The 24,355-nt window shown below is 52.7% G+C and carries 20 protein-coding genes and 2 pseudogenes; 13 read left to right on the forward strand and 9 right to left on the reverse strand.

Translation table 11 applies throughout. The features are described from left to right. Position 1: 1 nt before the first annotated feature. From QMZ65_RS00455 to QMZ65_RS00465, 3 genes are all read right to left on the reverse strand, one after another. Entirely contained in the window at positions 2 to 1,321 is a 1,320-nt protein-coding gene (locus QMZ65_RS00455; protein ID WP_283215173.1) for an MFS transporter, read from the reverse strand. A 293-nt stretch (positions 1,322 to 1,614) separates the two neighbouring features. Next, positions 1,615 to 2,601 carry an NtaA/DmoA family FMN-dependent monooxygenase gene (locus QMZ65_RS00460; RefSeq protein ID WP_349306762.1) on the reverse strand — a complete coding sequence of 329 codons (987 nt, stop codon included), beginning with the start codon at positions 2,599 to 2,601 and terminating at the stop codon, positions 1,615 to 1,617. Beyond that, positions 2,598 to 2,903: a type 2 periplasmic-binding domain-containing protein gene (locus QMZ65_RS00465; protein WP_283215174.1), complete on the reverse strand. Its 306-nt coding sequence runs from the start codon at positions 2,901 to 2,903 to the stop codon at positions 2,598 to 2,600. Before QMZ65_RS00465 ends, QMZ65_RS00460 begins: the two co-directional genes overlap by 4 nt. Before the next feature lie 369 nt (positions 2,904 to 3,272). Between QMZ65_RS00465 and QMZ65_RS00470 the strand changes: the two genes are divergently transcribed. Next, positions 3,273 to 5,633: a membrane-bound PQQ-dependent dehydrogenase, glucose/quinate/shikimate family gene (locus QMZ65_RS00470; protein WP_283215175.1), complete on the forward strand. Its 2,361-nt coding sequence runs from the start codon at positions 3,273 to 3,275 to the stop codon at positions 5,631 to 5,633. A gap of 55 nt (positions 5,634 to 5,688) precedes the next feature. Here QMZ65_RS00470 and katE read toward each other — a convergent pair whose 3' ends face one another. Beyond that, positions 5,689 to 7,953 carry a catalase HPII gene (katE, locus tag QMZ65_RS00475; RefSeq protein WP_283215176.1) on the reverse strand — a complete coding sequence of 755 codons (2,265 nt, stop codon included), beginning with the start codon at positions 7,951 to 7,953 and terminating at the stop codon, positions 5,689 to 5,691. Positions 7,954 to 8,239: 286 nt separating this feature from the next. On the opposite strand from katE, the gene QMZ65_RS00480 reads away from it, so the two are divergent. Both QMZ65_RS00480 and QMZ65_RS00485 read left to right on the forward strand, forming a co-directional pair. Then, entirely contained in the window at positions 8,240 to 8,440 is a 201-nt protein-coding gene (locus QMZ65_RS00480; RefSeq protein WP_058959946.1) for a hypothetical protein, read from the forward strand. Between the two features lie 60 nt (positions 8,441 to 8,500). Next, positions 8,501 to 8,734, forward strand: coding sequence for a hypothetical protein (locus QMZ65_RS00485; protein ID WP_058959945.1), 234 nt, complete (start codon positions 8,501 to 8,503; stop codon positions 8,732 to 8,734). 284 nt (positions 8,735 to 9,018) lie between these two features. On the opposite strand, the gene QMZ65_RS00490 is transcribed toward QMZ65_RS00485, so the two are convergent. Together QMZ65_RS00490 and QMZ65_RS00495 are read right to left on the reverse strand one after the other, a co-directional pair. Then, complete coding sequence (locus QMZ65_RS00490) at positions 9,019 to 9,564, reverse strand: P-loop NTPase family protein (protein ID WP_237448743.1); 546 nt, start codon at positions 9,562 to 9,564, stop codon at positions 9,019 to 9,021. Then, positions 9,561 to 10,181 (reverse strand): LysE family translocator, encoded by a 621-nt coding sequence (locus tag QMZ65_RS00495; protein ID WP_349306761.1) that lies wholly within the window; start codon positions 10,179 to 10,181, stop codon positions 9,561 to 9,563. The genes QMZ65_RS00490 and QMZ65_RS00495 overlap by 4 nt, the downstream gene beginning before the upstream one ends. Positions 10,182 to 10,319: 138 nt before the next feature. Here QMZ65_RS00495 and QMZ65_RS00500 point away from each other — a divergent pair, with 138 nt between their 5' ends. Next, positions 10,320 to 10,958: a glutamate racemase gene (locus QMZ65_RS00500; RefSeq protein ID WP_097117167.1), complete on the forward strand. Its 639-nt coding sequence runs from the start codon at positions 10,320 to 10,322 to the stop codon at positions 10,956 to 10,958. A gap of 47 nt (positions 10,959 to 11,005) precedes the next feature. Here QMZ65_RS00500 and QMZ65_RS00505 read toward each other — a convergent pair whose 3' ends face one another. Further along, positions 11,006 to 11,521: a DUF6622 family protein gene (locus tag QMZ65_RS00505; RefSeq protein ID WP_283215178.1), complete on the reverse strand. Its 516-nt coding sequence runs from the start codon at positions 11,519 to 11,521 to the stop codon at positions 11,006 to 11,008. A gap of 468 nt (positions 11,522 to 11,989) precedes the next feature. On the opposite strand from QMZ65_RS00505, the pseudogene QMZ65_RS00510 reads away from it, so the two are divergent. The 6 genes and pseudogenes from QMZ65_RS00510 to QMZ65_RS00535 form a co-directional block, all read left to right on the forward strand. After that, positions 11,990 to 12,759: pseudogene (locus tag QMZ65_RS00510) on the forward strand (TonB-dependent receptor plug domain-containing protein); the annotation flags it as partial. Next, positions 12,729 to 13,493: pseudogene (locus QMZ65_RS00515) on the forward strand (YncE family protein); the annotation flags it as partial. The pseudogenes QMZ65_RS00510 and QMZ65_RS00515, both read left to right, overlap by 31 nt. Before the next feature lie 205 nt (positions 13,494 to 13,698). Beyond that, positions 13,699 to 14,847, forward strand: coding sequence for an efflux RND transporter periplasmic adaptor subunit (locus tag QMZ65_RS00520; protein WP_097117165.1), 1,149 nt, complete (start codon positions 13,699 to 13,701; stop codon positions 14,845 to 14,847). Between the two features lies 1 nt (position 14,848). Continuing rightward, complete coding sequence (locus tag QMZ65_RS00525; RefSeq protein ID WP_160832904.1) at positions 14,849 to 18,010, forward strand: efflux RND transporter permease subunit; 3,162 nt, start codon at positions 14,849 to 14,851, stop codon at positions 18,008 to 18,010. Position 18,011: 1 nt separating this feature from the next. Next, positions 18,012 to 19,436 (forward strand): efflux transporter outer membrane subunit, encoded by a 1,425-nt coding sequence (locus QMZ65_RS00530; protein ID WP_283215179.1) that lies wholly within the window; start codon positions 18,012 to 18,014, stop codon positions 19,434 to 19,436. A 133-nt stretch (positions 19,437 to 19,569) separates the two neighbouring features. Beyond that, a complete protein-coding gene (locus QMZ65_RS00535) occupies positions 19,570 to 20,154 on the forward strand; it encodes a TetR/AcrR family transcriptional regulator (protein ID WP_283215180.1) in 585 nt (194 codons plus the stop codon). A 2-nt stretch (positions 20,155 to 20,156) separates the two neighbouring features. On the opposite strand, the gene QMZ65_RS00540 is transcribed toward QMZ65_RS00535, so the two are convergent. After that, complete coding sequence (locus QMZ65_RS00540) at positions 20,157 to 20,720, reverse strand: TetR/AcrR family transcriptional regulator (protein ID WP_058959940.1); 564 nt, start codon at positions 20,718 to 20,720, stop codon at positions 20,157 to 20,159. A gap of 222 nt (positions 20,721 to 20,942) precedes the next feature. Between QMZ65_RS00540 and QMZ65_RS00545 the strand changes: the two genes are divergently transcribed. The 3 genes from QMZ65_RS00545 (at position 20,943) to QMZ65_RS00555 (ending at position 23,233) form a co-directional block, all read left to right on the forward strand. After that, complete coding sequence (locus QMZ65_RS00545) at positions 20,943 to 21,623, forward strand: pirin family protein (RefSeq protein ID WP_211727902.1); 681 nt, start codon at positions 20,943 to 20,945, stop codon at positions 21,621 to 21,623. A 438-nt stretch (positions 21,624 to 22,061) separates the two neighbouring features. Continuing rightward, on the forward strand, positions 22,062 to 22,658 hold the full coding sequence (locus QMZ65_RS00550) for an NAD(P)H-dependent oxidoreductase (protein ID WP_283215181.1): 597 nt from the start codon (positions 22,062 to 22,064) through the stop codon (positions 22,656 to 22,658). Further along, entirely contained in the window at positions 22,655 to 23,233 is a 579-nt protein-coding gene (locus QMZ65_RS00555) for a TetR/AcrR family transcriptional regulator (RefSeq protein WP_097117160.1), read from the forward strand. Before QMZ65_RS00550 ends, QMZ65_RS00555 begins: the two co-directional genes overlap by 4 nt. Here QMZ65_RS00555 and lplA read toward each other — a convergent pair. Then, the gene (lplA, locus tag QMZ65_RS00560) at positions 23,226 to 24,242 is read right to left on the reverse strand and encodes a lipoate--protein ligase (protein WP_058959936.1); all 1,017 of its coding nucleotides are present in this window, start codon (positions 24,240 to 24,242) and stop codon (positions 23,226 to 23,228) included. The genes QMZ65_RS00555 and lplA overlap by 8 nt on opposite strands. Positions 24,243 to 24,355: the final 113 nt, after the last annotated feature.

The following is a 24,355-nucleotide window of genomic DNA, read 5'->3' on the forward strand; positions in this document are numbered from 1 at the left end:
ATTACATCGCCTGCTGTGCTGCCACTTTGGGTGCATCAGCCTGCAGGCGTTTCTCGGGTTGTAATAGCGTCATCGCCAGCATGCTGCCAAACGCAATGCAGGCGGTAACGGTGAACATGGCGTTATAACCGTAATATTCCGCCAGCCAGCCGCACAGCATCGGGGAGATGATGGAGGCAAGGTTGGCTATCGCCAGCGTCATGCCACTGTAAGCACCTACCGAAGCTTTTGGCGTTACATCAATCACCACCGACCAATACACGTTATTCACCAGCGCATTGAGCGCGTTACCTAGCGTCATCAGAGCGATGATCCCTGCCGCTGAACTGACCCACGGAATCGCCATAAAACAGCAGGCGGTCGCGCACAGCGTGACGGCTGCGAAGACGTTCCTTGCCAGGCGAAGGTTGTTAAAGCGTGCCAGCAGACGATCGGCTATACGTCCGCCAAGCAACACGGTGAAACAGGCACCGCTCCACGGAATCATCGCCACGTACCATAACGAATGTAGATCGTAGTGGAAGTTATCTTGCAGATATTTAGGCAGCCAGGTGACCAGCGTAAAGGTGATATAGAGAAAACTGAAATAGCCAAGTGCGTTGCACACCAGCGTGCGACTGGTAAAGAAACGCCACCACGGCAGTGCACACTCATGTTGGCTTTCAGGCTTTTGTCCATTGATGATCAGCTGACGTTCGGCCGTATTGGCGCGGGGATGCAGCAGCGGTGTGTCGGTAAAGTTGCGTGCAAACAGCAACATCGCCAGCAGCGAGAAAGCGCCGAGCAGGATAAACATCATGCGCCAGTCGTTGGTTAACAGCAGCAAACCCACGGCAATGGGTGCGGTCAGCAGTGAACCCACCTGAGTACTGAGCAAGCCGATGCTCAGCGCAAAACCGCGTTCATTATCCGGGGCCCAGTGGGCAATGGTTTTGTTCATCAACGCATAGGCCGGGCCTTCGGAAAAACCAAACAGGATACGCAATGCAGCAAATCCCATAATGGCTGAACCACCAAACAGCGCCATGCCGACTTCACCGGCCCATGCGGTGCCAATTTCCAGCAAGGACCAAAGAATCCCCGCCATCAACCACACTTTTTTGGTGCCCAATCTATCAGCGAGAAATCCGCCACACAGTGAGCCGAACAGGTAGCCAAAACCGAAATAGCCCAATACCGCACCCAGTTGAATTTTGGTGAAGTGAAATTCCTGAGAGATAGCGTTAGCAGCAAACGAGAGTGCGCCACGATCAACGTAGTTGATCAGCGCGATGAGAAACAGCAGTGAAAAAATAGTGTAGCGAGTAGAAGATGCTTGCATAGCGCGACTCCTGAAATAGAACACAGGAATCATTAAGCAAAGCTGATGCCAGAATGGTAAGGCTGCTAACAATTAGCGCGGATATACAAGGTAAGGCCTTTCTGTAGCAAGGGCGACCATCAGGACGCCCGTTGTATGTCTGTCTGCACCAGCATGATCACATAAGCGTTCTTTTATAGTGCGAAGGGTATAAATGACCTCTGAGCGACATCCAGTCATCTGTTAACTACTCATGATCGCAAGCAATCTCAAAACACCCACATTTTGCGATTACTTGCGATGATCAAAATCCATCAATGAAAGCGATTAGCTGGTTTCACGAGGCCTAAACGTTCGCGCAGCGTGCCCGCTGCATAATCCTGATGAAACACGCCCGCATCCTGCAAACGGGGTACCACCTGGCTGAGGAAGAGATCTTCATTTTCATCAATGTAGGTGGGGAGAATCACAAACCCATCGCAGGCTTGATGTTGATACCAGTCAATCATCTGTTGCGCGATTTGATCCGCCGTGCCAGTCGGTGAAGGGAACGACAAGCTCTCCGCATAGCGTTTGGCCATCTCCCCCAGAGTGAGTTTCTGCTGTATGGCGTTAGCAATCACATACTGAAAACGTCCTTTACTGCCGGTAATTTGCTCGCGCAAGTCGGGCACCGGTCCATCCACCGGATACTGTGATAGATCGATGTTCATGCTGGCAGAAACAAAACTGAGCCCGGATTCCACGGTGATCAGTGATTTGAGGTGTTCAGCGCGGTCGCGTGCATCCTGCTCGCTGTGGCCGACAATCGGCACTAATCCCGGCATGATTCGCAGCTGATCTGGCTGTCGCTGATAGTGCTGCGCACGCTCCTTGATCGTTTGGTAGAACTGCTGTGCGCGTTCCCGGTTCGGTTGCACAACAAACAGCATCTCCGCGTGTTGGGCCGCCAGGTCAATAAACGCCTCAGAAACACCAGCCTGTATCACTACCGGATGCCCTTGCGGTGGACGGGGCAGGTTCAACGGTCCTTGTACCTCGAAAGACTCGCCCTGATGGTCGAAGCGGTGGAAACGTGCCGGATCGGCAAAGCGTGCGCTGCTTTTTTCCACCACCAACGCATCCTCTTCGAAGCTGTCCCAGAGCGCTTTCATCACGTCGATGAACTCTGCCGCGCGGCAATAGCGATCCTCATGGCTGAAGTGTTGGCTGCGGCCAAAATTACGTGCTTCGGCATGGGTTAATGAAGTCACCACATTCCACGCGGCGCGCCCACCGCTGATGTGATCGATGTTGGTCAGCTGTCGCGCGGTGGTATAGGGCTCGGAATAGGAGGATGAGACGGTGCCGCCACGGCAAAAGCCAGCGGACCATCACCGACTAATCCGGCATCCAGATGCTGGGAATTGAGTGATTCCAGCAGCGGTGCAGCGTTAGGGAATTCGTACCATTTGATTTCATAAGGCACATTGGTGAGTTCACCGGCTGCTGACATCACGGCGCGGGCGTTCCCCTTTTGGTCGCCGACCACGAGTTCGGTATTGGCGGCATAAGTGGTGAAGGTGGCGGCCAACAATGCGCTGGCGATAAACGTGAGTTTCATGATGTTTCCCTGAGAAAAAAGAAAACAGCGTAAGTTTTCCGCTACAGCAGGCGTAGTAACAAATCCGCGCAACGATATGCAATGAGCGCAAAATCCACGAAGGGTGAAAGATTTCGCAACTCCCGTTATCAAAAAATGCGATTTATCCTCACTAATGATTAATTATCACAACGAAAAATAAAACGTGATTTCAGTCACAGATTGAAGGCTGCCTGATTTGTCAGTCATTAGCCCGGCTACATTCATAAGCGGAGCTAACGACACACTCAGCAACGGGTTTTTACTATTCGATAACGTAAGTTAAAATTCTGTTGAGTTTATGTAGGTTTATTTTGGGTGGTAATTGATGAAAAACGTTGAGGGATTGGCATGGTTAACAAATTAACCAGTATCGTGCTGGCGATTCTGGCATTAGCGTTGCTCTATATGGGTGGTAAGTTGCTGATGCTGGGCGGCAGCGCGTTCTATGCATTGATGGCGGTGGGCTTACTGATCACCGCCATTTTACTCTTCAGAAACCAGCGTAGTGCACTGGCGCTGTATGCGGTTTTGATGTGGATTACCCTGGCCTGGATTATCTGGGAAGTGGGCTTTGATAAATGGCAGTGGATCCCACGCGGCGACCTGTTTGGCGTGATTGGCCTGTGGCTGGCGATGCCGTGGGTGGTGAAACCGCTGTATCAAGGCGAACGCCGCTTCCACACCTTCCTGGGTGGCACGGTGATCGTGATGATTGTGGTGGTGATCGGTCTGTGCTTCTACGATCCGTTACCGCAGGCGGGCACGATTAGCAATGCGCGTGAACAAGCTAGCGAGCAGGGCGCCGCTAACGACTGGACCGCGTACGGCGGCACCACTGATGGCCAGCGTTTCTCTTCACTGAATCAAATCACCAAAGAAAACGTGCAAAACCTCGAAGTGGCCTGGACTTACCACACTGGTGACCTGCGTCAGGATGCGGATGCCAGCGAATACACCTTCGAAGCGACGCCGGTGAAAGCCAACGGCATGCTGTATTTCTGTACGCCGCATAACGAAGTGCACGCACTTGATCCCGAAACCGGTGCAGTGAAGTGGAAGTACACGCCGAATAAAGATCGTTCTTACCTGCAGCAGCACCAGACCTGCCGTGGCGTGAGCTATTACGAGCAAAGCCCGGTTGCTGCGCAGGATTCTGCTGCAGCGCCGGCCATCTGCCGTAAGCGTATCTTCAACGCCACCACCGATGCACAGCTGATTGCACTGGATGCCGATACCGGCAAACCTTGTGCTGATTTCGGCACCAATGGTGTGGTGGATCTGCATGCCAACATGGGTGAAGTGCGTCCACATGCGTTGATGCAAACCGCCGCACCGCTGGTGGCCGGCAAGCTGGTGATTGTCGGTGGTTCCGTGATGGACAACGGCTTCAACAGTGGTAACCCATCAGGTGTGATTCGTGCTTATGACGCTGAAACCGGTCGTCTGGTGTGGAACTTTGATCCATCGAACCCAGAAAATACGGCGCCGATCGCTGCGGGACAAAACTACCCGCAAGATACGCCAGTCGCCTGGGGTACGCTGAGCGCTGACCTGAAAAATGGTCTGGTTTACGTGCCGTTTGGTAACGCGTCACCGGATGAAGTGGGTATCGAACGTGATGCCAACAGCAACACCGAGAAGTTCCGCGATGCGTTAGTGGCGCTGGATCTGCAGACCGGCGCATTTAAATGGCGTTATCAAAGTTCTAACCACGATCTGTGGGATCGCGATAATCCGTCTCAGCCGTCATTGCTGGATATCGATTATCAGGGCCAGAAACAGCCTGTGGTGATCCTGCCAACTAAAACCGGCAACCTGTTTGTCTTGAATCGCCTGACCGGTCAGCCCGTGTATCCGGTTAATCAGGTGAAGGTTTCCACTGAAGGCGGTGTGCCGGGTGAGAAGTTTGCCGCGACACAGCCGGTATCAAGCCTAAACTTCATTCCAGACCCGCTGACTGAGAAATCAATGTGGGGCATCACGCCGTTTGACCAGATGTCATGCCGCATGGACTTCCGTTCGCTGCGTTATGATGGCAACCCATGGACGCCAGCTACTGAAGCCGGTTCGCTGATCTTCCCGGGTAACATTGGCGTGTTCAACTGGGGTTCGGTGGCGGTTGATCCGCAGCGTCAGATGCTGATTGCCGCGCCTGTGCGCCTGGCTTACAAATACAACCTGATCAGGCGTACGCCGCAGACCGAAACGCAGCGTCTGTTCACCAAAGATGGTCAGCCATACTGGAATGAAAACTTCCAGGGTGACTACGCGATTCACATTCAGCAGCTGGCCTCTGGCCTCGGCATTCCGTGTATCGCACCGCCGTGGGGTCGTATGGTGGGCGTAGACCTGAAAACCGGGAAAACCGAGTGGTTGCGCCGTGTGGGTGTCACCAAAAACCTGAAAACCAGCTTCCTGCCGGGCCGCTTCCCAATCGGCTTCCCGATGGGCATGGTGGCACACGGTGGTCCATTGCTGACAGCGGGTGACCTGGTGTTCCATGGCGCAACCGCAGATAACTTCTTCCGCGCTTACGACAGCACCACCGGTGAACTGCTGTGGCAGACCGAGCTGAGCGCGGGTGCGCAGGCCACGCCGTCGACCTTTATGGGTAAAGACGGTAAGCAGTACGTGGTGATTGCGGCGGGCGGTCACGGTTCGCTGGGCACCCAGGCGGGTGACAGTGTGGTGGCATTCCGTTTGAAGTAATGTGAAATAACAGCCAAGTCGTCCAGAGGAATATTCCTCTGGACGATGCGGAACATCAGGCAGGAACGGAAAGGGCTTTCTGGCTACGTGACCAGACACGGTGTGCTTTCATTGCATCTATAAAAGCACTCAGCAAAGCATCATCTGAACTGTCACCTTCAATAATTCCCTCTTCTTTTTCGCTCTCCTGCAGCGCAAACTGGGCTTTAAAGCGGCGTGCTTCACCGCTCAGGCCGATCACCTTCAGATGTTTATAAGCCTCCAGCAAGAAATAACGGCTGTCACCACTCAGCAACAGCGCATCAATGTTGCCATCGGGTACAAACACCGCGTCAAAGGTCAGTGAAGGAAGCCCAGCAAAGGTCGCATCAATGGGTAAGACTGAACCATCGTCGGCTCGAACCTGTCCCATGTGAGCCGCCAATAATTTTGTATGTACGCCAGCCGCTTTAAGTGACTGTAATACAGCCAGTACATCTGCTGATTTCACGCCATCGTTCAACAGCAGGGCAACCTGGCGGCCTTTGATATCACCGTCGGGAACAGCATACAAACTCAGACTACTGTCTTTCTGCAGGCCATTAACATCGGGTGCTGGCGGCGTCTTCAATTGATCAGCCGTCAAGGCAATCCCGAGGTTATCAGCAACCCCTTGCGCTAAGGCAATATCAATATTCAACAGATGATCGACCACTCGCTCACGAATGTACGGTCGGGCGACTTTGCTTAACTCAAATGAATAGGCATCAATGATGTGCTGTTGCTCGACAGGCGTTTGGCTTAACCAGAATAGTCTCGGCTGAGAGTAATATTCGCCAAAGGACGGGCTACGCTCGCGCACTTTATGCCCCTCCATGCGCTCCTGATAACTGTCAAAGCCGCCACCTTCCGCTGCCGGCGGTGTTTCACGTGGCCAATTATCATTAATCGAATTGGGTTCATAATTCGCTGGATTAGTATCAATGTCCTGACGGTGCATGCCCTGCCGTTGGAAATTATGGTAAGGGCAAACCGGACGATTAATAGGGATCTCATGGAAATTAGGGCCACCCAGGCGGCTAATCTGCGTATCGGTATAGGAGAACAATCTGCCTTGTAGCAGGGGATCGTTTGAAAAATCCAGCCCCGGAACAATATGTCCTGGATGGAAAGCAACCTGTTCCGTTTCAGCAAAAAAGTTATCGGGATTGCGGTTTAATACCATCTTGCCAACGATTTCTACCGGCACCAGCTCTTCCGGAATCAGTTTGGTGGCATCCAGGATATCGAAATCGAACTTAAACTCGTCCTCTTCGGGGATCAGTTGTAGGCCTAATTCATATTCCGGGAAGTCTCCGGCTTCAATGGCTTCCCACAAATCGCGTCGGTGGAAATCAGGGTCGCGTCCGGTCAGTTTTTGCGACTCATCCCAGAGCAAAGAGGCTTTACCTGCGACAGGCTTCCAGTGGAAGCGCACAAAGGTCGCTTTGCCTTCCGCATTGATCAGTCGGAAAGTGTGAATACCGAAGCCTTCCATGGTGCGGTAACTGCGTGGAATCCCGCGGTCGGACATCGCCCAGATAACGTTATGCAAGGTCTCAGGCTGCAGGGAAACGTAATCCCAGAAGGTGTCATGTGCACTTTGACCCTGAGGGATTTCATTGTGCTGCTCAGGCTTAACGGCGTGCACAAAATCCGGGAACTTATGAGCATCCTGAATGAAAAATACCGGGGTATTGTTACCCACTAAATCAAAAACCCCTTCATCGGTATAAAACTTAGTGGCAAACCCGCGAATATCGCGCACGGTGTCAGCCGATCCGGCACCGCCCTGGACGGTGGAAAAACGGACAAACACCGGCGTGACTCGTTCCGGATCAGAAAGGAAGTGCGCTTTAGTCAGCGCTTTTAACGAGTGGTATGGCTGGAAGTAGCCGTGTGCAGCGGATCCTCGGGCGTGAACGATGCGTTCAGGGATGCGTTCATGGTCAAAGTGCGTGATTTTTTCACGCATGATGAAATCTTCAAGCAAAGTCGGGCCACGCGTGCCCGCGCGCAATGAGTTTTGATCGTTCGCAATCCGCGTGCCCTGATTCGTCGTTAGAGGCTGCTCGGTGCCGTTTTTACGATGCGCAGCAAGTTGCTCAAGCTTGGTGCTCTGTGTATCAGGAGCTTTGAGGCTGCCCGGTGCCGTAGGCTGCTTTCCGGGTGGAGTTGGTTCAGCGGGAGGTTGGTGTGAACCGTCTTTGGGTGCCAGCGACCCTAATCCAGGTTGTGATGATTCTGGCCCTTTCGTCGGGGCTCGCTGAGTCAGCTTTTTCTTATCGGTTTCGCTCGACATTGCTATTCTCCAGTGACTGATTTAATGACCCCATTAAATATAGGAGAAGAAAAAATATTAGCAGGTGGTTATTTGTTCGAACGAAAATAAACGAAGCCGTATAAATGGTTCAATCTCGGGCAAGTGAAGGTCAGAACATTGTCAGTGTTTTTACACAGTGATAAAAGCCAAGCGGGAAATTATTGATGTCCGGATACATGCGATTAAATAACTAAAACGCTAAGTCATGAAAGCGAACTTTTAAAAGTTAGCCTAACCTAAAACATTCCTTCCTAAGGAGTTAATTATGAAAGCACATAATACGAACGAACAGCGAAAGAAAGAAGGCGATGTCAAAAAAGGCCTTCCGGAGGCCGCGCCCAATGCCGGCAATGCGTACGAAGAGGATGATCATCCCGCTACAGATAATCCTGATGAACATGGCGAGATCCCTCGCACGCGTGATGATAGCCAGGATCACAAGCACGATCCATTCAAGGATAAGTAGCGTGAGTCGCGCATTAAAAGTGCGTAATCATTGATTTTTATAGCATTAAGGGGATAAACAATGGATTATTCTTCACTTGCAAATGAATTAGGTCTGACGGAAGACGAAGTCAAGGAGATGGGTCTACACTCAGACGATATTTTTCAAGAGAATAGCTCTTCAGGTACGCCATCAGGGGCGTATTATTTCAATGTGCCGGACGGCACGCCAGACCGTATCCTGGGGAAAAAAGGCTGGTCGTTAGGAGAGCGAGTAAAAATTAACAGTAACGTGTTTGATGTCAGCAATAAATAATGATGTTCTTCACGTCCTCGACTTCACATTTCACCAAAAAATTCTCATCGCTACAAAAATAAAGCCCGGGAGTGGTGGCAACCGGGCTTGTACAATCCTGTACCAAACATTTCCAATGAGAGCAGGTCTTATCACAGGGCGTAATAAAGACTTATTTATCATAGCCGGCCCTGAAGGGATTGCATGCGAAGCGGTAAATATTAACGTTGTCAGGATGCCGGTTATCTTCTGAATTCAATCAAATCCATGATTAAATTATTGCCACCAAGGCTGTGACGCGTGGATTAGATTTTGTCCGTGAGCAAGCCCCATTCTCGGCAGAGTTGGTTAACCTCATAAGGGGAGCTAAGCAACAGCTTGGGCAAGGTCCATTCCGCATACATGCGTTGGTTGCGCGGGCGGTGGCGCCGAGAGGTGATAAGCAGATAACGCGTCATTTCCCAGGTCAACTTCTCGCGCTGATGTGAGGGGACAACACCGCCAATGCGCTGGGCATCAAACAGCGTACGACGCAGATAACGAAAGAAACTTTGAGTCGGTGGCAGGTCAAGCAGAATGATACCGCTGGCACGCGTTAAGCGGTCCGGTAGCGTGCGCACATAATTGCCGTCCATGACCCAGCTTTCCCCTGCGATAGCGTCTAGATGCAGTTGCCGGAAATCTGCTTCAGCGCGGGCTTGCCAGTGCGTGTTGGGGAGGTGATAAAGCTGATCCAGGTGGATGAGCGGGCGCGCTGTCTTGCTGGCGATGGCCTGAGCCAGTGTCGATTTACCGCTGTTTGAAGGCCCCAAAATGCAGATGCGTGGGCCGAAGTCGCTTAATGCCATCATGATGAAAATCCTTTTAATGTCATAAAAAGCTGAACCAAATTGCTGATAGCAAAAAACACCAGTATCAGCCCGCCGCCAATGTTGATGGCGATGGACAGCTTACGAATGCTGATCACTCGTGCTGAAGTCAGCAGCGTAAAACAGATGATCACCAGCCACAGTGCCATAATGGCAACGTGTATGGAGGCCAGCAGCAGATAATGCAGCAAGGCATGATCGCGACCGGCGAATTGCGATACCACGGTGAGATACAACATCACCGCTTTTGGATTAAGCACATTGGCTAGCCAGGCATCTTTAATCCCCATGCGGGCGCTACGGTAAGAGGCGACGGGTTGGGAAATATGACGACCTCGACGCAACAACTGTACGCCGAGCCACAGCAGATAAGCAGCACCCGCCACGCTTAACAGATTAAAGATAATGGGGGAACGCACCAGCAGGGCGCTGATGCCCAGACCAATCAGCAGCGCATGGGTATAAATACCCAGTGCCGTGCCGAGAATGATCGAAGCCAGCCCGCGCGTGCCTGCCACCAGCGTGTTGTTAATCGCGAGGGTAAAACTCGCCCCTGGCGACAAGGCCACAGGTAAGATCGCAATGATAAAGGCGAGCACGTGCAGGTTCATGAGGGTAACGGCTAAGGAATGTTAAATAATTTTGAATATTATTAGATGGTGAAGCAATAATCTACCACTGCAATCACGCCGCCAGGACTCAGCGGACCTATAAATAGCATAACTATAAGGATGACCATGACCATCGCTTGCCTGCACACCGCCGCCAGTAATATCGCGCTGTTCGATCACGCGGCACACGCCCTTGAATTACCTCCCCACACACTGAGCCATATTGTGATGCCGCATCTGCTGGCTGAAGCCGAACAAAGTGGCGGTATGACGCAGGAGCAACAGCAACGTTTGGCTCAGCTGTTGCACAGTATGGGACCGTGGTTTGATGCGATAGTCATTACCTGTTCAACGCTGGGGCCAGTGGCCGACACCTTCCAGCCGAAAAACACGGGCTCCCCGGTCTATCGCGCAGACCGAATGCTGGCAGATCACCTGCATCAAATGGCAGGGCCTGCGCTGGTGCTCTGCGCGGCTGAGTCAACGTTAGCCGCCACACGCCTGTTGTTCTGTCCACCCACGCTGCCAGCGGAGAAACAGCCGCAGGTCGCGCTGATCCCTGATGCCTGGGCCGCATTTAAAGCGGGCGATCATCAACGCTACCACGCGCTCATTGCCGACGCGGTAACACAGGGACGCGAGCAGGGCGCACAACACGTAGCACTGGCGCAGGTATCGATGGCGGCGGCAAACAGCCTGCCGGAGAGCGAGCGTCCGTTGACGATTCCGCAACTGGCATTAGCCGCGGTTATGGCAAAGCGTTAATGTCGCTAAGGGGACGTCCGCGGGTGGCGTCCTCCCTCTTTTGCCCGCTATAGGGATAATCTCTTACGCTGGCGATACCAGGGAATGAAATAAACCAGCATGCTCCCCCAGAATATCCCCGCAGTAACGCCGCTGATTGCACCGTGAATCAGATTAAATGACAGGGAAGCGATTAATTCAGGGTGCAAAGCCACAGAAACGGAAAGCGTATATTTGGCGGCAAAGGCTAATAACATAAATATTAATGGCAACGTCGAACCTGGGCGAATAATCATGCCGTGATTTTCACTGGAGATGGGTTTGCCTGTCGCGTGAGACAACATGGCACCGATGATACCCCCAATCAGTAAACCGATAATCATGGAAAACAGCGTATAAGCAACCCAGGTGGTTTCCCGAAATACGCCATAAAAGCCCCAAACTAAAAACAAAACTGGAATGTAGAACAGTTTTTGCACCGCGACTTCACGAGTCTGTAATGCCTTAATGCCGCGAAAAATCAGATAGACGAGTAATATCCACACCCATGTTGGCGTATGTCTCAACAGTTCAATCAGTCCCATTTTTCATCTCCAGCAACCTGAACAAGGTTGACAAAAAAAATTAAGAATCCGCTTGTGATTTAAAATCATATCACTGTGAGATTATTTTAGTGCAGATATTTATCGCATGTTAATAACCGCTGAATCCGGCAGGTTAATAGATCCGCTAATAACAATACGCTTTCATGAATGTGTAATATTTGTTTGCATCGCCTGATATTAGTGATTATGGTTGGCAACACTTTTTTACGCTTCACGAACATCTTCTTATAACAACCTCTGCAAAAGAGGTGGCTTTGCTATTGCCGTTAGTCAGAAAAATAAAGACTGATGGCACTCAATAAAATGTGGGTTGTGTCAATAAACATGAATGTTTTTTAAACCTTTGGGATGAAGGAGACATGCGAAAAGCGTCAGTCTATTACCACACACCACGGCTATTATGCGCGTCTTAAAGTCATCAGTATCGCTATCGGCCTGTGTATTGGCATGTCGGGTTCCGCCGTCGCCGCAGAAAAGGACTCGGAGGAAGTTACCAGCAGTCGGGAGCGTAGCTATCAGGACGAACAAGAGCTGTGGTAACCGGAGAGAAAACGGAACGATCGATTTTTGATACCGGATCGAGCGTTGAAGTTTTTGATAGCCGCAGGATTGATTCACTGCCCGGTGCTGAAACCGTTTCAGACTTAATGCGGATGACCGCGAATACCGTTGATGTCGGGATCGGCAACGATCTGCCAACAGTGCGCGGGGTGCATGGCTCCGGCCCATCGACGGGTGCAGGGGCATTCCTTAGCGGAACACGCCCGCGTTTAGGATTATCACTGGATGGCCGTGCGCTCACCTATAACGAACAGGCCTATGGACCGCAATCGCTGTGGGATTTAGATCGCGTGGAAGTGTTTCGAGGGCCGCAAAGTTACATTCAGGGTCGCAATGCCATCGCCGGTGCGATTGTGATGACCACCAAAGATCCCAGCTTCGAATGGGAGAGCGCTATAAAGGGTGGATTTGGCAATCAGCACGCCTCATAACTGGCGGCGATGGCCAGTGGCCCACTGATTGATGAACAGCTGGCGTTTCGTGTCAGCGTTGATCGCCAGCGCCGCCGCAGTGACATCGATCTGCCCGCTTACACGCCGGTGGGCGATCCGCGCGAAGTGCAAACCACCAATGCGCGCGCCAAACTGCTGCTCAATCCGGCGGGGCTGCGTGAACTCACCACTAAATGCTGGAAGAGTTACAGCGCTTCGGTATCAGCGATGATTACTTGTACAAAGTACGTGAAGTGAAATATGACGCGCGCAGCGGTCGACTGTTTTTACCCGGTCTGGGCTACGGCGTAGAAAGTGTGCTGTTCGTCGTGGATACCCGCAAGCAGCAGCTTGAGAAAGTCATTCCTGGTTTTGGCTTTTACGCCACCGGTATCGCCATTGATGAAGCGGGGCGTCGGGTGTTTGTCTCCAATATGCAGGGGCAACTGATGACGCTGAACGCGGACACGCTTGAGATCACCCATACGCAGGAGATTGAAGCCGATCAACTGCTCAATCTGGTCTATGACCCGCAGGGGAATCGCCTGCTTGGCGTTGATCAGGGGATCGATCGTGACAAGCCGCGAAATAACTATCTGGGACAGACCTACACCTGACGCAGCAGCGGACATCAGCTGTTTGCTCTGGATGCAGACAGCGGCAAGGTTCTGGCGAAGGTGGATACCGATCAGGTGCCGATTGGCTTACTGCTGGATGCGCAGCAGCAGCGCATTTATGTCACCAACCGCAACGGTGTCAGAGTCGAAAAGGGCGCGGGCACGGTGACGATCTTTGATGCCCGATCGCTGCAGCGAATTAACACCCTGGCGTTGCCTCCGCACCCCAATAGCCTGGCACTCGATGAGGCTAATCACGCCCTGTTCGTCACGGTGAAAAATGACGGCGCGGCGACCAAAGCGGCAAAGCTTGAGAGTGTTGTACGTATATCGGCGGAATAATGCTTCGTCGCAGCACGAGAGTTCGTGCTGCGACGAAGTTTGGGAAAAGCATGTGTTATAACGACAAAGATTCATCATCACCTTATCTAAAGTCCGCATTGTAAAAATCCACTACGCCCTCTCTCTTTTCATTTTCCTGACAGTGTAAGGAAAGCTAATTTGATAGACTTCATTCTGAGAATGAACGTTCACTACAGGGTAATTCATGAAGAATTTTCAGCGCAGTGTGATCGCCGGGCTGGTGATGTTAGTCGCCGCCTGCGATCAAAACAGCAGTCAACAAGCCGCCACTCCGACCACCGAAGTGGGTGTTAAAACCTTGCAAAGCGAGTCAGTGGCGCTGGACAGCCAGCTCGCGGGCCGCGTGACGGGCAGTATGACCTCAGAAGTGCGCCCCCAGGTTGAAGGGATTATTTTGAAGCGCCTGTTTACCGAAGGGGATGAAGTGAAAGCCGGTCAGGTGCTGTATCAAATCGATCCGGCCAGCTATCAGGCCAGTTACGATCAGGCTTTGGCACAATTAAAGAATGCTCAGGCATTGGTGAAAAGCAGCAAACTCAAAGCGGAGCGCTATGCAGCACTGGTGAAAGAGAACGGCGTGTCGCGTCAGGATGCAGATGACGCGTTAGCCACTTACCAGCAAAATGTCGCATCCGTGGATCAGTATCGTGCTGCGGTTGAAAGCGCTCGCATCAATCTTAATTACACGCAGATCAAAGCCCCAATCAGTGGACGCATTGGCATTTCCTCCGTGACGCCAGGTGCGCTGGTGACTGCTAGCCAGACCACCGCGCTGGCGACCATTCGCGCGCTCGATCCTATTTATGTCGATCTCACCCAATCCAGCGTTCAACTGCTGAAGCTGAAACGTCAGCAGGCTTCCTTGCAGCAGAGCACGGATGCCGTGCCGGTGACGGTGAAACTCGAAGATGGCAGTGCTTATGACCATCCGGGCAAGCTGGAACTGACGGAGGTGTCGGTAGATGAAGCGACGGGCACCGTGACGCTGCGCGCGATTTTCCCTAACCCGCAACATGAGTTGTTGCCGGGCATGTATGTGCGCGCCAATGTGACTAACGGCGTTAAAACCGACGCGATCCTCGCACCGCAACAGGGCATCACACGTGACGCCAAAGGCAATGCCACCGCGCTGGTGGTGGATAAAGAGAATAAAGTCGAGAGCCGTGAAGTGGTGGCCGATCGCGTGATCGGCAATAAGTGGCTGATTACCTCTGGTCTCAACAGCGGCGACAAACTGATTGTTGAAGGTACCGGTAAAGTGCAGGCGGGCATGAGCGTTAAAGCCGTAGAAGTGACGCCAAACGATATAGCCGCGACCAGCGAGGGCAACTGATATGTTGGCTCAGTTCTTTATTCGTCGGCCGGTGTTTGCCTGGGTTATCGCCATCTGCATCATGATGTTCGGTTTACTCAGTATTAACAGCCTGCCCGTGGCGCAATATCCCGATGTGGCGCCGCCACAGATCAGCATTCAGGCCACCTACACCGGAGCCTCGGCGGAAACGCTGGAGAGCAGTGTCACCCAGGTGATTGAGCAGCAGTTGACCGGGTTGGATGGTTTACTCTATTTCAACTCCACCAGCACCGCATCGACCGGTCAGGTAAAAATCAATGTGACCTTCCAGCAAGGCACTGACCCCGATATCGCTCAGGTTCAGGTACAAAACAAGGTTCAGCAGGCAGAAAGCCGTCTGCCTACCGCCGTGACCACACAGGGTGTCACCGTGGAAAAAGCGCAGAGCGACTTCCTGCTGATCCTTGCGGTGTACGATAAAACCAATAAAAGCAGTTCTTCCGATGTGGCTGACTATATGGTCAGTAATATGGAAGATACGCTGGCGCGTGTGAGCGGCGTCGGGAGCGTGCAGGTATTTGGTGCCGAATACGCGATGCGTATCTGGTTAGATCCGAGCAAGCTCGCCTCCTATTCGCTGATGCCGTCGGATGTCACCACCGCACTGGAGAGCCAAAACACCCAGGTCTCTTCCGGCCAGTTGGGTGCGCAGCCTGCCAGTAAAGAGCAGCAACTGGTGGCAACGGTGCGTTCGCGTTCACGTCTGCAAACGCCAGAACAGTTCCGTAATATTGTGCTGAAAAGCCAGTCTGACGGTTCCGTGGTGCGCCTGAGTGATGTGGCGCGCGTCGAGATGGGTGATGAGGATTACAGTGCCAACGTGCTGGCGAACGGCCATCCCGCTTCGGGTATCGCGGTTCAGCTGGCGTCGGGTGCCAATGCGCTTTCCACCGCCGAACAGGTGAAATCCACCATCAATGAGTTCCGCAGCAGTATGCCTGCGGGTTATGAGATCGCTTATCCGCTCGACAGTACCGACTTTGTAAAAATCTCGATTGAAGAAGTGGTGAAAACGCTGATCGAAGCGGTGATTCTGGTGGTCATCGTGATGTTCGTGTTCCTGCAGAACATTCGTACCACACTGATCCCGGCGATTGCCGTGCCGGTCGTGTTACTGGGCACCTTTGGCGTGCTGTCGCTGTTTGGTTATTCGATTAACACCTTAACCATGTTCGGTATGGTGCTCGCCATCGGCTTGCTGGTCGATGATGCGATTGTCGTCGTGGAAAACGTTGAGCGCGTGATGCGCGAAGAGGGATTATCACCGCGTCAGGCCACCGAAAAATCGATGAAAGAGATCACAGGGGCGCTGATCGGTATTGCCTTAGTGCTGTCGGCGGTGTTCCTGCCGATGACCTTCTTCAGTGGTTCAACCGGTGTGATCTATCGCCAGTTTTCGATCACCATTGTGTCGTCGATGGTGCTGTCGGTGATTGTCGCGCTGACGCTGACGCCGGCACTCTGTGCCACCTTGCTGAAACCACATAACCATGAAAGCGGCACCAAAGGCTTCTTTGGCTGGTTTAACCGTAGCTATGAAAAAGTACAGGGGCGCTATCAAAACGGCGTCGGCCATGTGGTGCACAGTTCAGTGCGTTATCTGCTGCTGTACGGCGTATTGTTGATCGGATGTGCGGTGCTGTATCTGCGCCTGCCGACCGGCTTCCTGCCGACCGAAGATCAGGGCTATATCATGGTGCAGTATCAGCTGGCACCGGGTGCCACGGAAAACCGCACCAGTGAAGTCCGTCAGCAGGTTCAGCAGTACTTCGCGACCAAAGAGAAAGATAACGTTAACGTCAGCATGCTGGTGAACGGCTTCAGCTTTGCGGGCAGCGGACAGAACGCCGGTATTGGTTTTATCTCGCTGAAAAACTGGAGTGAGCGTAAAGGCTCAGAGAACAGCGCCGATGCGATAGCAGGACGCGCCATGGCTGCGCTATCCAGTATTCGTGATGCACAGATTTTCGTGTTGTCACCGCCTTCAGTCTCGGGATTGGGCCAGTCCAACGGCTTTACTTTTGAACTGCAAGCACGCGGCTCAACCGATCGTGACCAACTGCTGAAGATGCGTAACCAGCTGATCGCTGAAGCCAATCAGGATCCGGTGTTGAGCGCGGTGCGTGCCAACTCGTTACCCGATTTGCCTCAGCTGGATGTGAGTATTGATGATGCCAAAGCGCAGTCACTGGGCCTGACCATCATTGACATCAATACCACCTTGAGTGCAGCGATTGGCGGCAGTTACGTCAACGACTTCACCGACCGCGGTCGCGTGAAGAAGGTTTACATGCAGGGCGATCAGCAATTCCGCAGTAAGCCTGAAGATATCGATCAATGGTACGTGCGTGGAACGGATAGCAGCAGCAACACCACCATGGTGCCGTTCTCGTCGTTCGCCTCCTCAAAATGGGCTTACGGTCCAGATGTGCTGTCACGTTATAACGGCCTGGCTTCCTATGAGATTGAAGGATCTTCAGCATCGGGCAAGAGTTCCGGCGATGCCATCACCGCTATGGAAAAACTGGCGGCCAAACTGCCAACCGGTACCACCTATGCATGGAGCGGCCTCTCTTATCAGGAAAAACTCTCCGGCAACCAGGCAATGTCGTTGTATGGCATCTCCCTGATTGTGGTGTTCCTGTGTCTGGCCGCGCTGTATGAAAGTTGGTCAGTGCCGTTCTCGGTGATGATGGTGGTGCCGTTGGGCGTCATCGGTTCCTTGCTGGCCATTACGCTACGCGGTCTGGAAAACGACGTCTATTTCCAGGTAGCGTTATTGACCATCATTGGTCTCTCGGCCAAGAACGCGATTTTGATCGTGGAATTCGCTGAGGAGAACTATCGCAAGGGTGAGAACCTGGTGAAAGCCGCGGTGCATGCCGCCACCATGCGTTTGCGTCCGATCATCATGACTTCGCTGGCGTTTACCGCTGGGGTACTGCCATTGGCGATTTCAACCGGTGCGGGGGCGAACAGCCGTATCGCTATCGGCACCGGCATTATCGGCGGCACCCTGACCGCGACCTTGCTGGCCATCTTCTTTGTACCGCTGTTCTTTGTTCTGGTCCGTCGCGTTTTCCCGGCGATTCCGCATGACGATGCACAGTCAACCGAATCTGCTGTGAAGGCGGAGGAGTAATATGTCTGCAAAACTTTTAATGGTGTTTTTGCCGTGTTTCCTTGCGGGTTGCGTATCTCTCGATCCGCATTACGATCGGCCAAAGGATGCGGTGAATACCACCGCGCCCACCGGCGATGCCTATCGGACGTTACAAGGCACACCGGCTAACTATCGTGATATCAGCTGGCAGGATTATGTGCTGGATGCGAAGCTGCGCCAGGTGGTGACGATGGCGCTGGACAGCAGCCGCGATCTGCGTGAAGCGGTCGCCAGTGTGAAATCGGCTCATGCTCAGTATGGTGAGCAGCGTGCCGATTTGTTCCCCAGCCTGAGCGCTGGCGTGAGCGGCACACGTTCACGCGCGCTAACCGGGGAGGGAAATCAAACTGCGCTCAGCAATACCTATTCAGCCGAGGGCAGCGTCAGCTCGTTTGAATTGGATCTGTTTGGCAAGAACCAGAGTCTGTCGCGCCAGCAGTATGAAACTTATCTCGGCACGCTGGAGGGCGCCCGCAGTACGCGCCTGACGGTGCTGTATAACACCGTGGATTACTGGCTGCAGCTGGCCGCCGATCGCAGCAATCTGGCGATCGCTAAAGAGACGGCAGAGAGTGCGCGTCAGTCACTGGAAGTGACGCGCAAGCGTCTGGAGAACGGTGTGGATTCGATGGTGGATGTCGCGTCAGCAGAGACCACTTATCAATCTGCTCAGGCGGATGTGGCCAGTTACACCACCAGCGTGGCGCAGGATAAAAACGCGCTGGATCTGGTGGTAGGCAAAAGCGTGCCAGATAATTTGTTGCCTGAAAGCATTGAGTCCATTGGCGATGCATTGAAAGCCGTACCTGCTGGCGTGTCATCGGATGCACTGAATAATCGCCCGGACGTGTTGCAGGCAGAGCACAACTTAAAAGCCGCTAATGCCAATATCGGGGCGGCACGCGCTAACTTCTTCCCAAGCATCTCCCTCACCGCCAGCGGTGGGGTGGGCAGTTCAGATTTGTCTTCGCTGTTCAAGAACGGTGCGGGAATCTGGTCGTTTGCCCCAAGTATCTCGCTGCCGATTTTCAAAGGCGGCTACAACGTTTCCTACCTCAACTACACCAAAGCGCAGAAAGAGTATTACGTGGCGGTGTATGAGAAGGCGGTCCAAACGGCGTTCTCAGAAGTGGCCGATGCGTTGGCACGACGCGGCACCATCAACGATCAGCTGACCAGTCAGCGTAATAATGTTGCTGCTTCGCAAACCTATTACCACCTGGCAGATCTGCGCTATCAAAATGGTGTGGATACCTATCTGAATGCGTTAACTGCACAGCGCACGCTGTATACAGCACGCACCAGCCTGGTGAGCGTTGAGCAGGCTTACTACCAGAACCTCAATACTTTCTACAAAGTGATGGGTGGTGGTACTGCGTTGAAAGAATCTGAACTGAAACTGTGATGATCGCCCCGGGTCGATGCGTTAGCGACCTGGGGAAAAATGTAACCGGATTTATAGCCAGCATATCGGCTATAAATCCCTTCGCGTATGATAGGAAAAAACAATAATAACGCGCCGGCCACTTTTAGGAGTTATGTTGAGCAAATCAGAGAATGACGCCTTCGTGCGACAGCGACAGCAAATAATTATTGCCGCTGCAAAAATATGTTTTAGTCGCTCCGGTTTTCACGGGGCGAGCATGGCTGATATAAGCCGGGAATCAGGTTTGGGTGCAGGGCAGATATATCGTTATTTCGAGAGCAAAGAATTCATCGTCAGTGAAACGATTAAAAGTATCGCCACGAGTTGGCGTGTTTTTTTACAAGATAATCTGCCGAAGCAAAGCAGCACCCGCGATATTATTGATGCGGAATCGCCATTTTGGCAGGACTGGCCCTATCAGGACCGCTGCTTATTACTGGAGATGTATTCGGAAGCGTCGCGTAATCAATCTGTGCGGGAAGTTTTGGCACAAGAAGAACAGCTATTGATTGCTGATTTGGAAAAAGCGTTTAGCCGCCAGTATGCTCAAGTGAGTCCACAGCAGCGTAATGAGCGTATCCAATTTTTGTTAATGATGGTAGACGGTGTTGCCTGCCGCGCATTTGGTGATAAGAACCTGGATCATCACGAACAGGGCAGGATTAATGGCATTCTCACACATCATTTGTTTGGCTGATTTCAGGCCATATCATGCTGATTGATGTCACGCGTGATGGCATCAAAAAAGGGCATAAATCCGTCGGGCACGTCACGTTGTTTCATGCAACGGCGAATGATCATCCCATCAATCACCAGAGAGATGATATGCAGTCGGGTGTTGATGACGTCGGCTTTCAGCGCCGGATTGAGCGTCTGCTCCTGAGCAATAAAGTTGTTTTTTAATACCAACCACGCATCATTCATTATCTGACGAATACGCTCGTTACGTGTGGCTTCAGATGAGACTTCCATCAACAAGACAATACTGTGCTCAACTTCGGGCGGCACAATGTCCTGCACCGAATGCGTGACGCCTCCCGCATGGGCAATTCGTTCAAAATCAGCGTTTAATAATGCGATCATGCGTTGCACCACATTGGTCACCAGCGCTTCGATAATGGCATCTTTGTTTTTATAATATTTATAAATTAAACCAATGCTAACATTTGCCTGGCTGGCAATATTCTGAATAGACGTTTGATGAAACCCTTTTAGGCGCATGCACTGTTCAGCTGCATCAAGAATCTGTTCGCTGCGATTCATGTTATTTACTCATCACGGAAAAGCGTATTTTACGCAAAAACAAGCAGCCTGACTAATCCTGAATGCTAAATAGTTGCGTTCTTTAGATTGTTTCTTTTTCTTATTATTGCTGTTAGTTATCAATATTCAAAAATTTTGACTTAAGTGAGCAAATTGCACACCTGTTCAGGGATTTTCTTGTCGCTATCATGATGAGCATAGCCACATTTTGAGGAGCAAATTATGAACGTAATGCGTGCCCAGCGTGACCAACTGTTTGAATACGGTCCCTTTACCATCCGCCGGCAACGGCCTGGCGAGGCTTTTGGCCCGCTGACGATTATTGATCAGATGTCGTTGAAAATGGATGCGCGTATTCCGATGCACAGCCGTCAGGACGAAGAGATTTTCAGCTACGTCTGGCGTGGTTCGGCGCAGCACCTTGCTGAAAATGGCGACAAAACCGCGCTGAATGCCAAACGCGCCATGGTGGTGAGTGCAGGAAGTGGCGTGCGTTATGAAGAGTCTGCGCCTTTTGTTGAAACCGAGATGTTGCAGGCTTATATCCGTCCGGCCAAAAGCGGCGGTGCACCACGCACCCTGGATTTTACTCGCGCTGATGGGGTGCCGCTCAACGCCTGGACATTGCTGGCGGGACCCGAAACTAGCGACGCACCGCTGCCGTTGGGTCAGGAGGTGTTTATTTATGATCTGAAAGTGGAGCGGGGCGCACAGGTTGAGGTGCCACATCTTGCCGGTTACTCAACATGGCTGACCTTGCTGGATGGCATTGTGACTGTTGGCGAGGAGCGGCTGTTGCAGGGGGATTCTATCAGCGAGCAGGGCGCATTGCCTGCAGTCCAAGGCGAGCGTGACGCGACAGTGATTGCATTTTTGGTGAGTGACGGCGTCACGTTTGTGTGAGTGCAGGCTGCCATAGTTAAATCAATGGCAGCTTTTTATGTGCGCTAGTGCGGGCCGTAGCACCTCTGCTGCTGCCGGGCAGTCCTCGCGCCGCTGACGCGGTACCCTCGGCTTCCACGTCGTGCCGACGGAACGTTCGGGGATCGACCATCCCGGTCGGCCCCGAACTGATCCGCGCATCCCTGCGTGGATCTCCTGGCCCAACGTAAAAGCCTCAGCGCTGCGGATAGCCCTTGCAGCATCAGAGGCGCTACCGCCATTCATATGGTGCCCGTTTAGACGAAACCCACAGTGGCTCCAGATTGCGTCATCACCTGAGCACCCACCATTCCCATCAAACGGTATTACACACTGAACTCACACAGCAAACGAACAATTGACAACCTACCACCAGTAAGTTACCAATGGTAGGTCAATCATTGTCGGAGGTTAACCCCCATGCACACGCTTATCGTTACGGCCCATCCAGACCACCATTCACACACCCATGCTGTGGTTGAACAGCTGGTTAAAGGCATTTCAGCGAGCGGCCAACACAGTGTTGAAATCGCCGATTTAGCGGCTGAGCAATTTGATCCACGCTTCAATCAGGCGGATGTCGATCAGTTCAAATCGGGAACCCCTTCGCCTCAGGATGTATTGGCCGAACAGCAGCGTCTCAATCGTGCCGATGCGCTGGTATTGGTGTATCCAATTTACTGGTGGTCTTTCCCGGCACAGTTAAAAGGGTGGATTGACCGCGTGTTTACCCAGGGCTGGGCGTACGACGACACCGGCGAAAAGGTCATCAAAAAGTTAGGTCATCTGCAGGTGCATCTGCTGGCACTGGGTGCGGCGAATACGCGCACTTACCTGCGTCGCGGCTATTTCAGCAGTATGCGCAATCAGATCGATGAGGGAATATTTGGTTATTGCGGCGCGCCGGTAGTCACCAGCGAACTGTTGTTGCCTTCCGATGAGGGTTATCCTGATGCGCATTACGCGCTTGCCCGGCAACTGGGGCAGCGACTTTTTACTGTAAAGGAATCTGCATGAACTCACCAACGCGCCAGCGTATGACCTTTGACGCCCGCCGCGAGCAGCTGATGAACACAGCGTGGAATCTGGTGCGAGAGCAGGGCAGCGATGCCCTTACTCTTGGGCGAGTGGCCATTGAAGCGGGTGTCAGCAAGCCTGTGGTGTATGAGCATTTTGGCACTCGCCACGGTTTGCTCGCTGCGCTGTATGAGGACTTCGATGTGCGGCAAAACGCTGTCATTGACGCGGCGATGGCAAAAGCGGGAGACGATCTGGCAGAACGCGCCAGCACGGTAGCCGCTTGTTACGTGAACTGTGTACTGACACAAGGGCGCGAAATTCCCGATGTGCTGTCAGCACTCAATAGCTCGCCAGAACTGGCTGAAGTGAAGCGCAAATACCAACTCGATTTCATGGCGAAGTTACGTCTGTGGTTTGCTGAGGCGAAGCTGCCGCAATCCAGCCTGTGGGGTTTACTGGGCGCGGCAGACGCCCTCTCAAACGCTGTAGTGTGTGGCGATATCCGGCAGCTGGATGGCGTAAAGGAACTGCAGGGACTCATTGAGGCGCTGGTGCAGCGCCACCTTATCTGATGCTGTTCACCAGCCAGTTTGTTAGTTCGGTGAGTTCCTTCTGCTGTTCCGGAAACGCCGCAATCAGTTTCTGCATTTCAGCCTGCAGTGACTCCGGTCGATACGCCACACCGTGCAACTGCATCGCCAGCGTTTCTAGCGGTGCGGGATTGAGGCTATCGGTGAAAATTTGACTGCGGGTAATGGTGCCACGCTCAACGTCAAAGTGAATCTCAACGCCACCCCAGACAAAACGTTCCTGCAGCAGATGTGAGAAATCAGGCGCCTGACCAAAATTCCACTCCCAGCTGCTCTGGCGGGCGAACTGCGCCTTAAAGCCGGGAAGGTCAGGCAGGGCTTCCGGTGAAATAAACTCGGGCTCGCAGGTTTCATGGTAATGCGCGAAGTAAGCCGCAATCACCTCACGACGGATGTCTGCAAACCGGATATCAGGAATAAAATCCGCGATGTTCGCCACGCGGGAACGCACCGAGGTGATCCCTTTGGCCTGAAGCTTTTTGATGTCCGGGTTGAGGTAATCGGCAAGGCGCGACAGATCGGCGCTCATCAGGAAAGTGCCGTGGTGAAAACCGCGATCCGGCGTTTCACGATAGGCGGAACCGGAAATCTTACGCATATCGCCATTCACATTGACCACGATGTCATTGCGACCGGAGGCTTCGGCGCGCATACCCAGCTTCTCAAGCGCCTGCAAAATAATCGCCGTCGAGACGGTTTTGTCATACTCCGGTTTACCGGCCATAAAGGTGAAACAGGCGTTGCCCAAATCATGAAACACCGCACCGCCGCCGCTGCTGCGTCGCGCCAGTTTGATGCCATCTTCCGCCATCCGACGCGTGTTGCACTCTTTCCACGGGTTTTGCGCGCGGCCAATCACCACCGTTTCAGCGTTCTGCCATAAGAACAATACGCGCTGCGTGGTGGGCATCTGACGGAAGATGCACTCTTCCACCGCGAGGTTAAACCAGGGATCGTGTGAATCAGAGATCAGCAAACGTAAGGTGGACATGTTTCCTCCAGTTCCGTGAGAAAAGGGCAAGCGGAGGACAGAATACGCTGATTCGGATGCAAAGATAAGCGGAGTGATTTTCGTGTTGAGTCAGGTGCGCATCCTGCAACCAG

Source organism: Pantoea sp. EABMAA-21, assembly GCF_030053335.1.
GTDB classification, from domain to species: Bacteria; Pseudomonadota; Gammaproteobacteria; order Enterobacterales; family Enterobacteriaceae; genus Pantoea; species Pantoea communis.

Coding starts and splice junctions, on each gene's coding strand:
- QMZ65_RS00455 (WP_283215173.1), bottom strand. CDS start 1,321: ATGCAAGCATCTTCTACTCGCTACACTATTTTTTCACTGCTGTTTCTC.
- QMZ65_RS00465 (WP_283215174.1), bottom strand. CDS start 2,903: ATGAAACTCACGTTTATCGCCAGCGCATTGTTGGCCGCCACCTTCACC.
- QMZ65_RS00470 (WP_283215175.1), top strand. CDS start 3,273: ATGGTTAACAAATTAACCAGTATCGTGCTGGCGATTCTGGCATTAGCG.
- katE (WP_283215176.1), bottom strand. CDS start 7,953: ATGTCGAGCGAAACCGATAAGAAAAAGCTGACTCAGCGAGCCCCGACG.
- QMZ65_RS00480 (WP_058959946.1), top strand. CDS start 8,240: ATGAAAGCACATAATACGAACGAACAGCGAAAGAAAGAAGGCGATGTC.
- QMZ65_RS00485 (WP_058959945.1), top strand. CDS start 8,501: ATGGATTATTCTTCACTTGCAAATGAATTAGGTCTGACGGAAGACGAA.
- QMZ65_RS00490 (WP_237448743.1), bottom strand. CDS start 9,564: ATGATGGCATTAAGCGACTTCGGCCCACGCATCTGCATTTTGGGGCCT.
- QMZ65_RS00500 (WP_097117167.1), top strand. CDS start 10,320: ATGACCATCGCTTGCCTGCACACCGCCGCCAGTAATATCGCGCTGTTC.
- QMZ65_RS00505 (WP_283215178.1), bottom strand. CDS start 11,521: ATGGGACTGATTGAACTGTTGAGACATACGCCAACATGGGTGTGGATA.
- QMZ65_RS00520 (WP_097117165.1), top strand. CDS start 13,699: ATGAAGAATTTTCAGCGCAGTGTGATCGCCGGGCTGGTGATGTTAGTC.
- QMZ65_RS00525 (WP_160832904.1), top strand. CDS start 14,849: ATGTTGGCTCAGTTCTTTATTCGTCGGCCGGTGTTTGCCTGGGTTATC.
- QMZ65_RS00530 (WP_283215179.1), top strand. CDS start 18,012: ATGTCTGCAAAACTTTTAATGGTGTTTTTGCCGTGTTTCCTTGCGGGT.
- QMZ65_RS00535 (WP_283215180.1), top strand. CDS start 19,570: ATGTTGAGCAAATCAGAGAATGACGCCTTCGTGCGACAGCGACAGCAA.
- QMZ65_RS00540 (WP_058959940.1), bottom strand. CDS start 20,720: ATGAATCGCAGCGAACAGATTCTTGATGCAGCTGAACAGTGCATGCGC.
- QMZ65_RS00545 (WP_211727902.1), top strand. CDS start 20,943: ATGAACGTAATGCGTGCCCAGCGTGACCAACTGTTTGAATACGGTCCC.
- QMZ65_RS00550 (WP_283215181.1), top strand. CDS start 22,062: ATGCACACGCTTATCGTTACGGCCCATCCAGACCACCATTCACACACC.
- QMZ65_RS00555 (WP_097117160.1), top strand. CDS start 22,655: ATGAACTCACCAACGCGCCAGCGTATGACCTTTGACGCCCGCCGCGAG.
- lplA (WP_058959936.1), bottom strand. CDS start 24,242: ATGTCCACCTTACGTTTGCTGATCTCTGATTCACACGATCCCTGGTTT.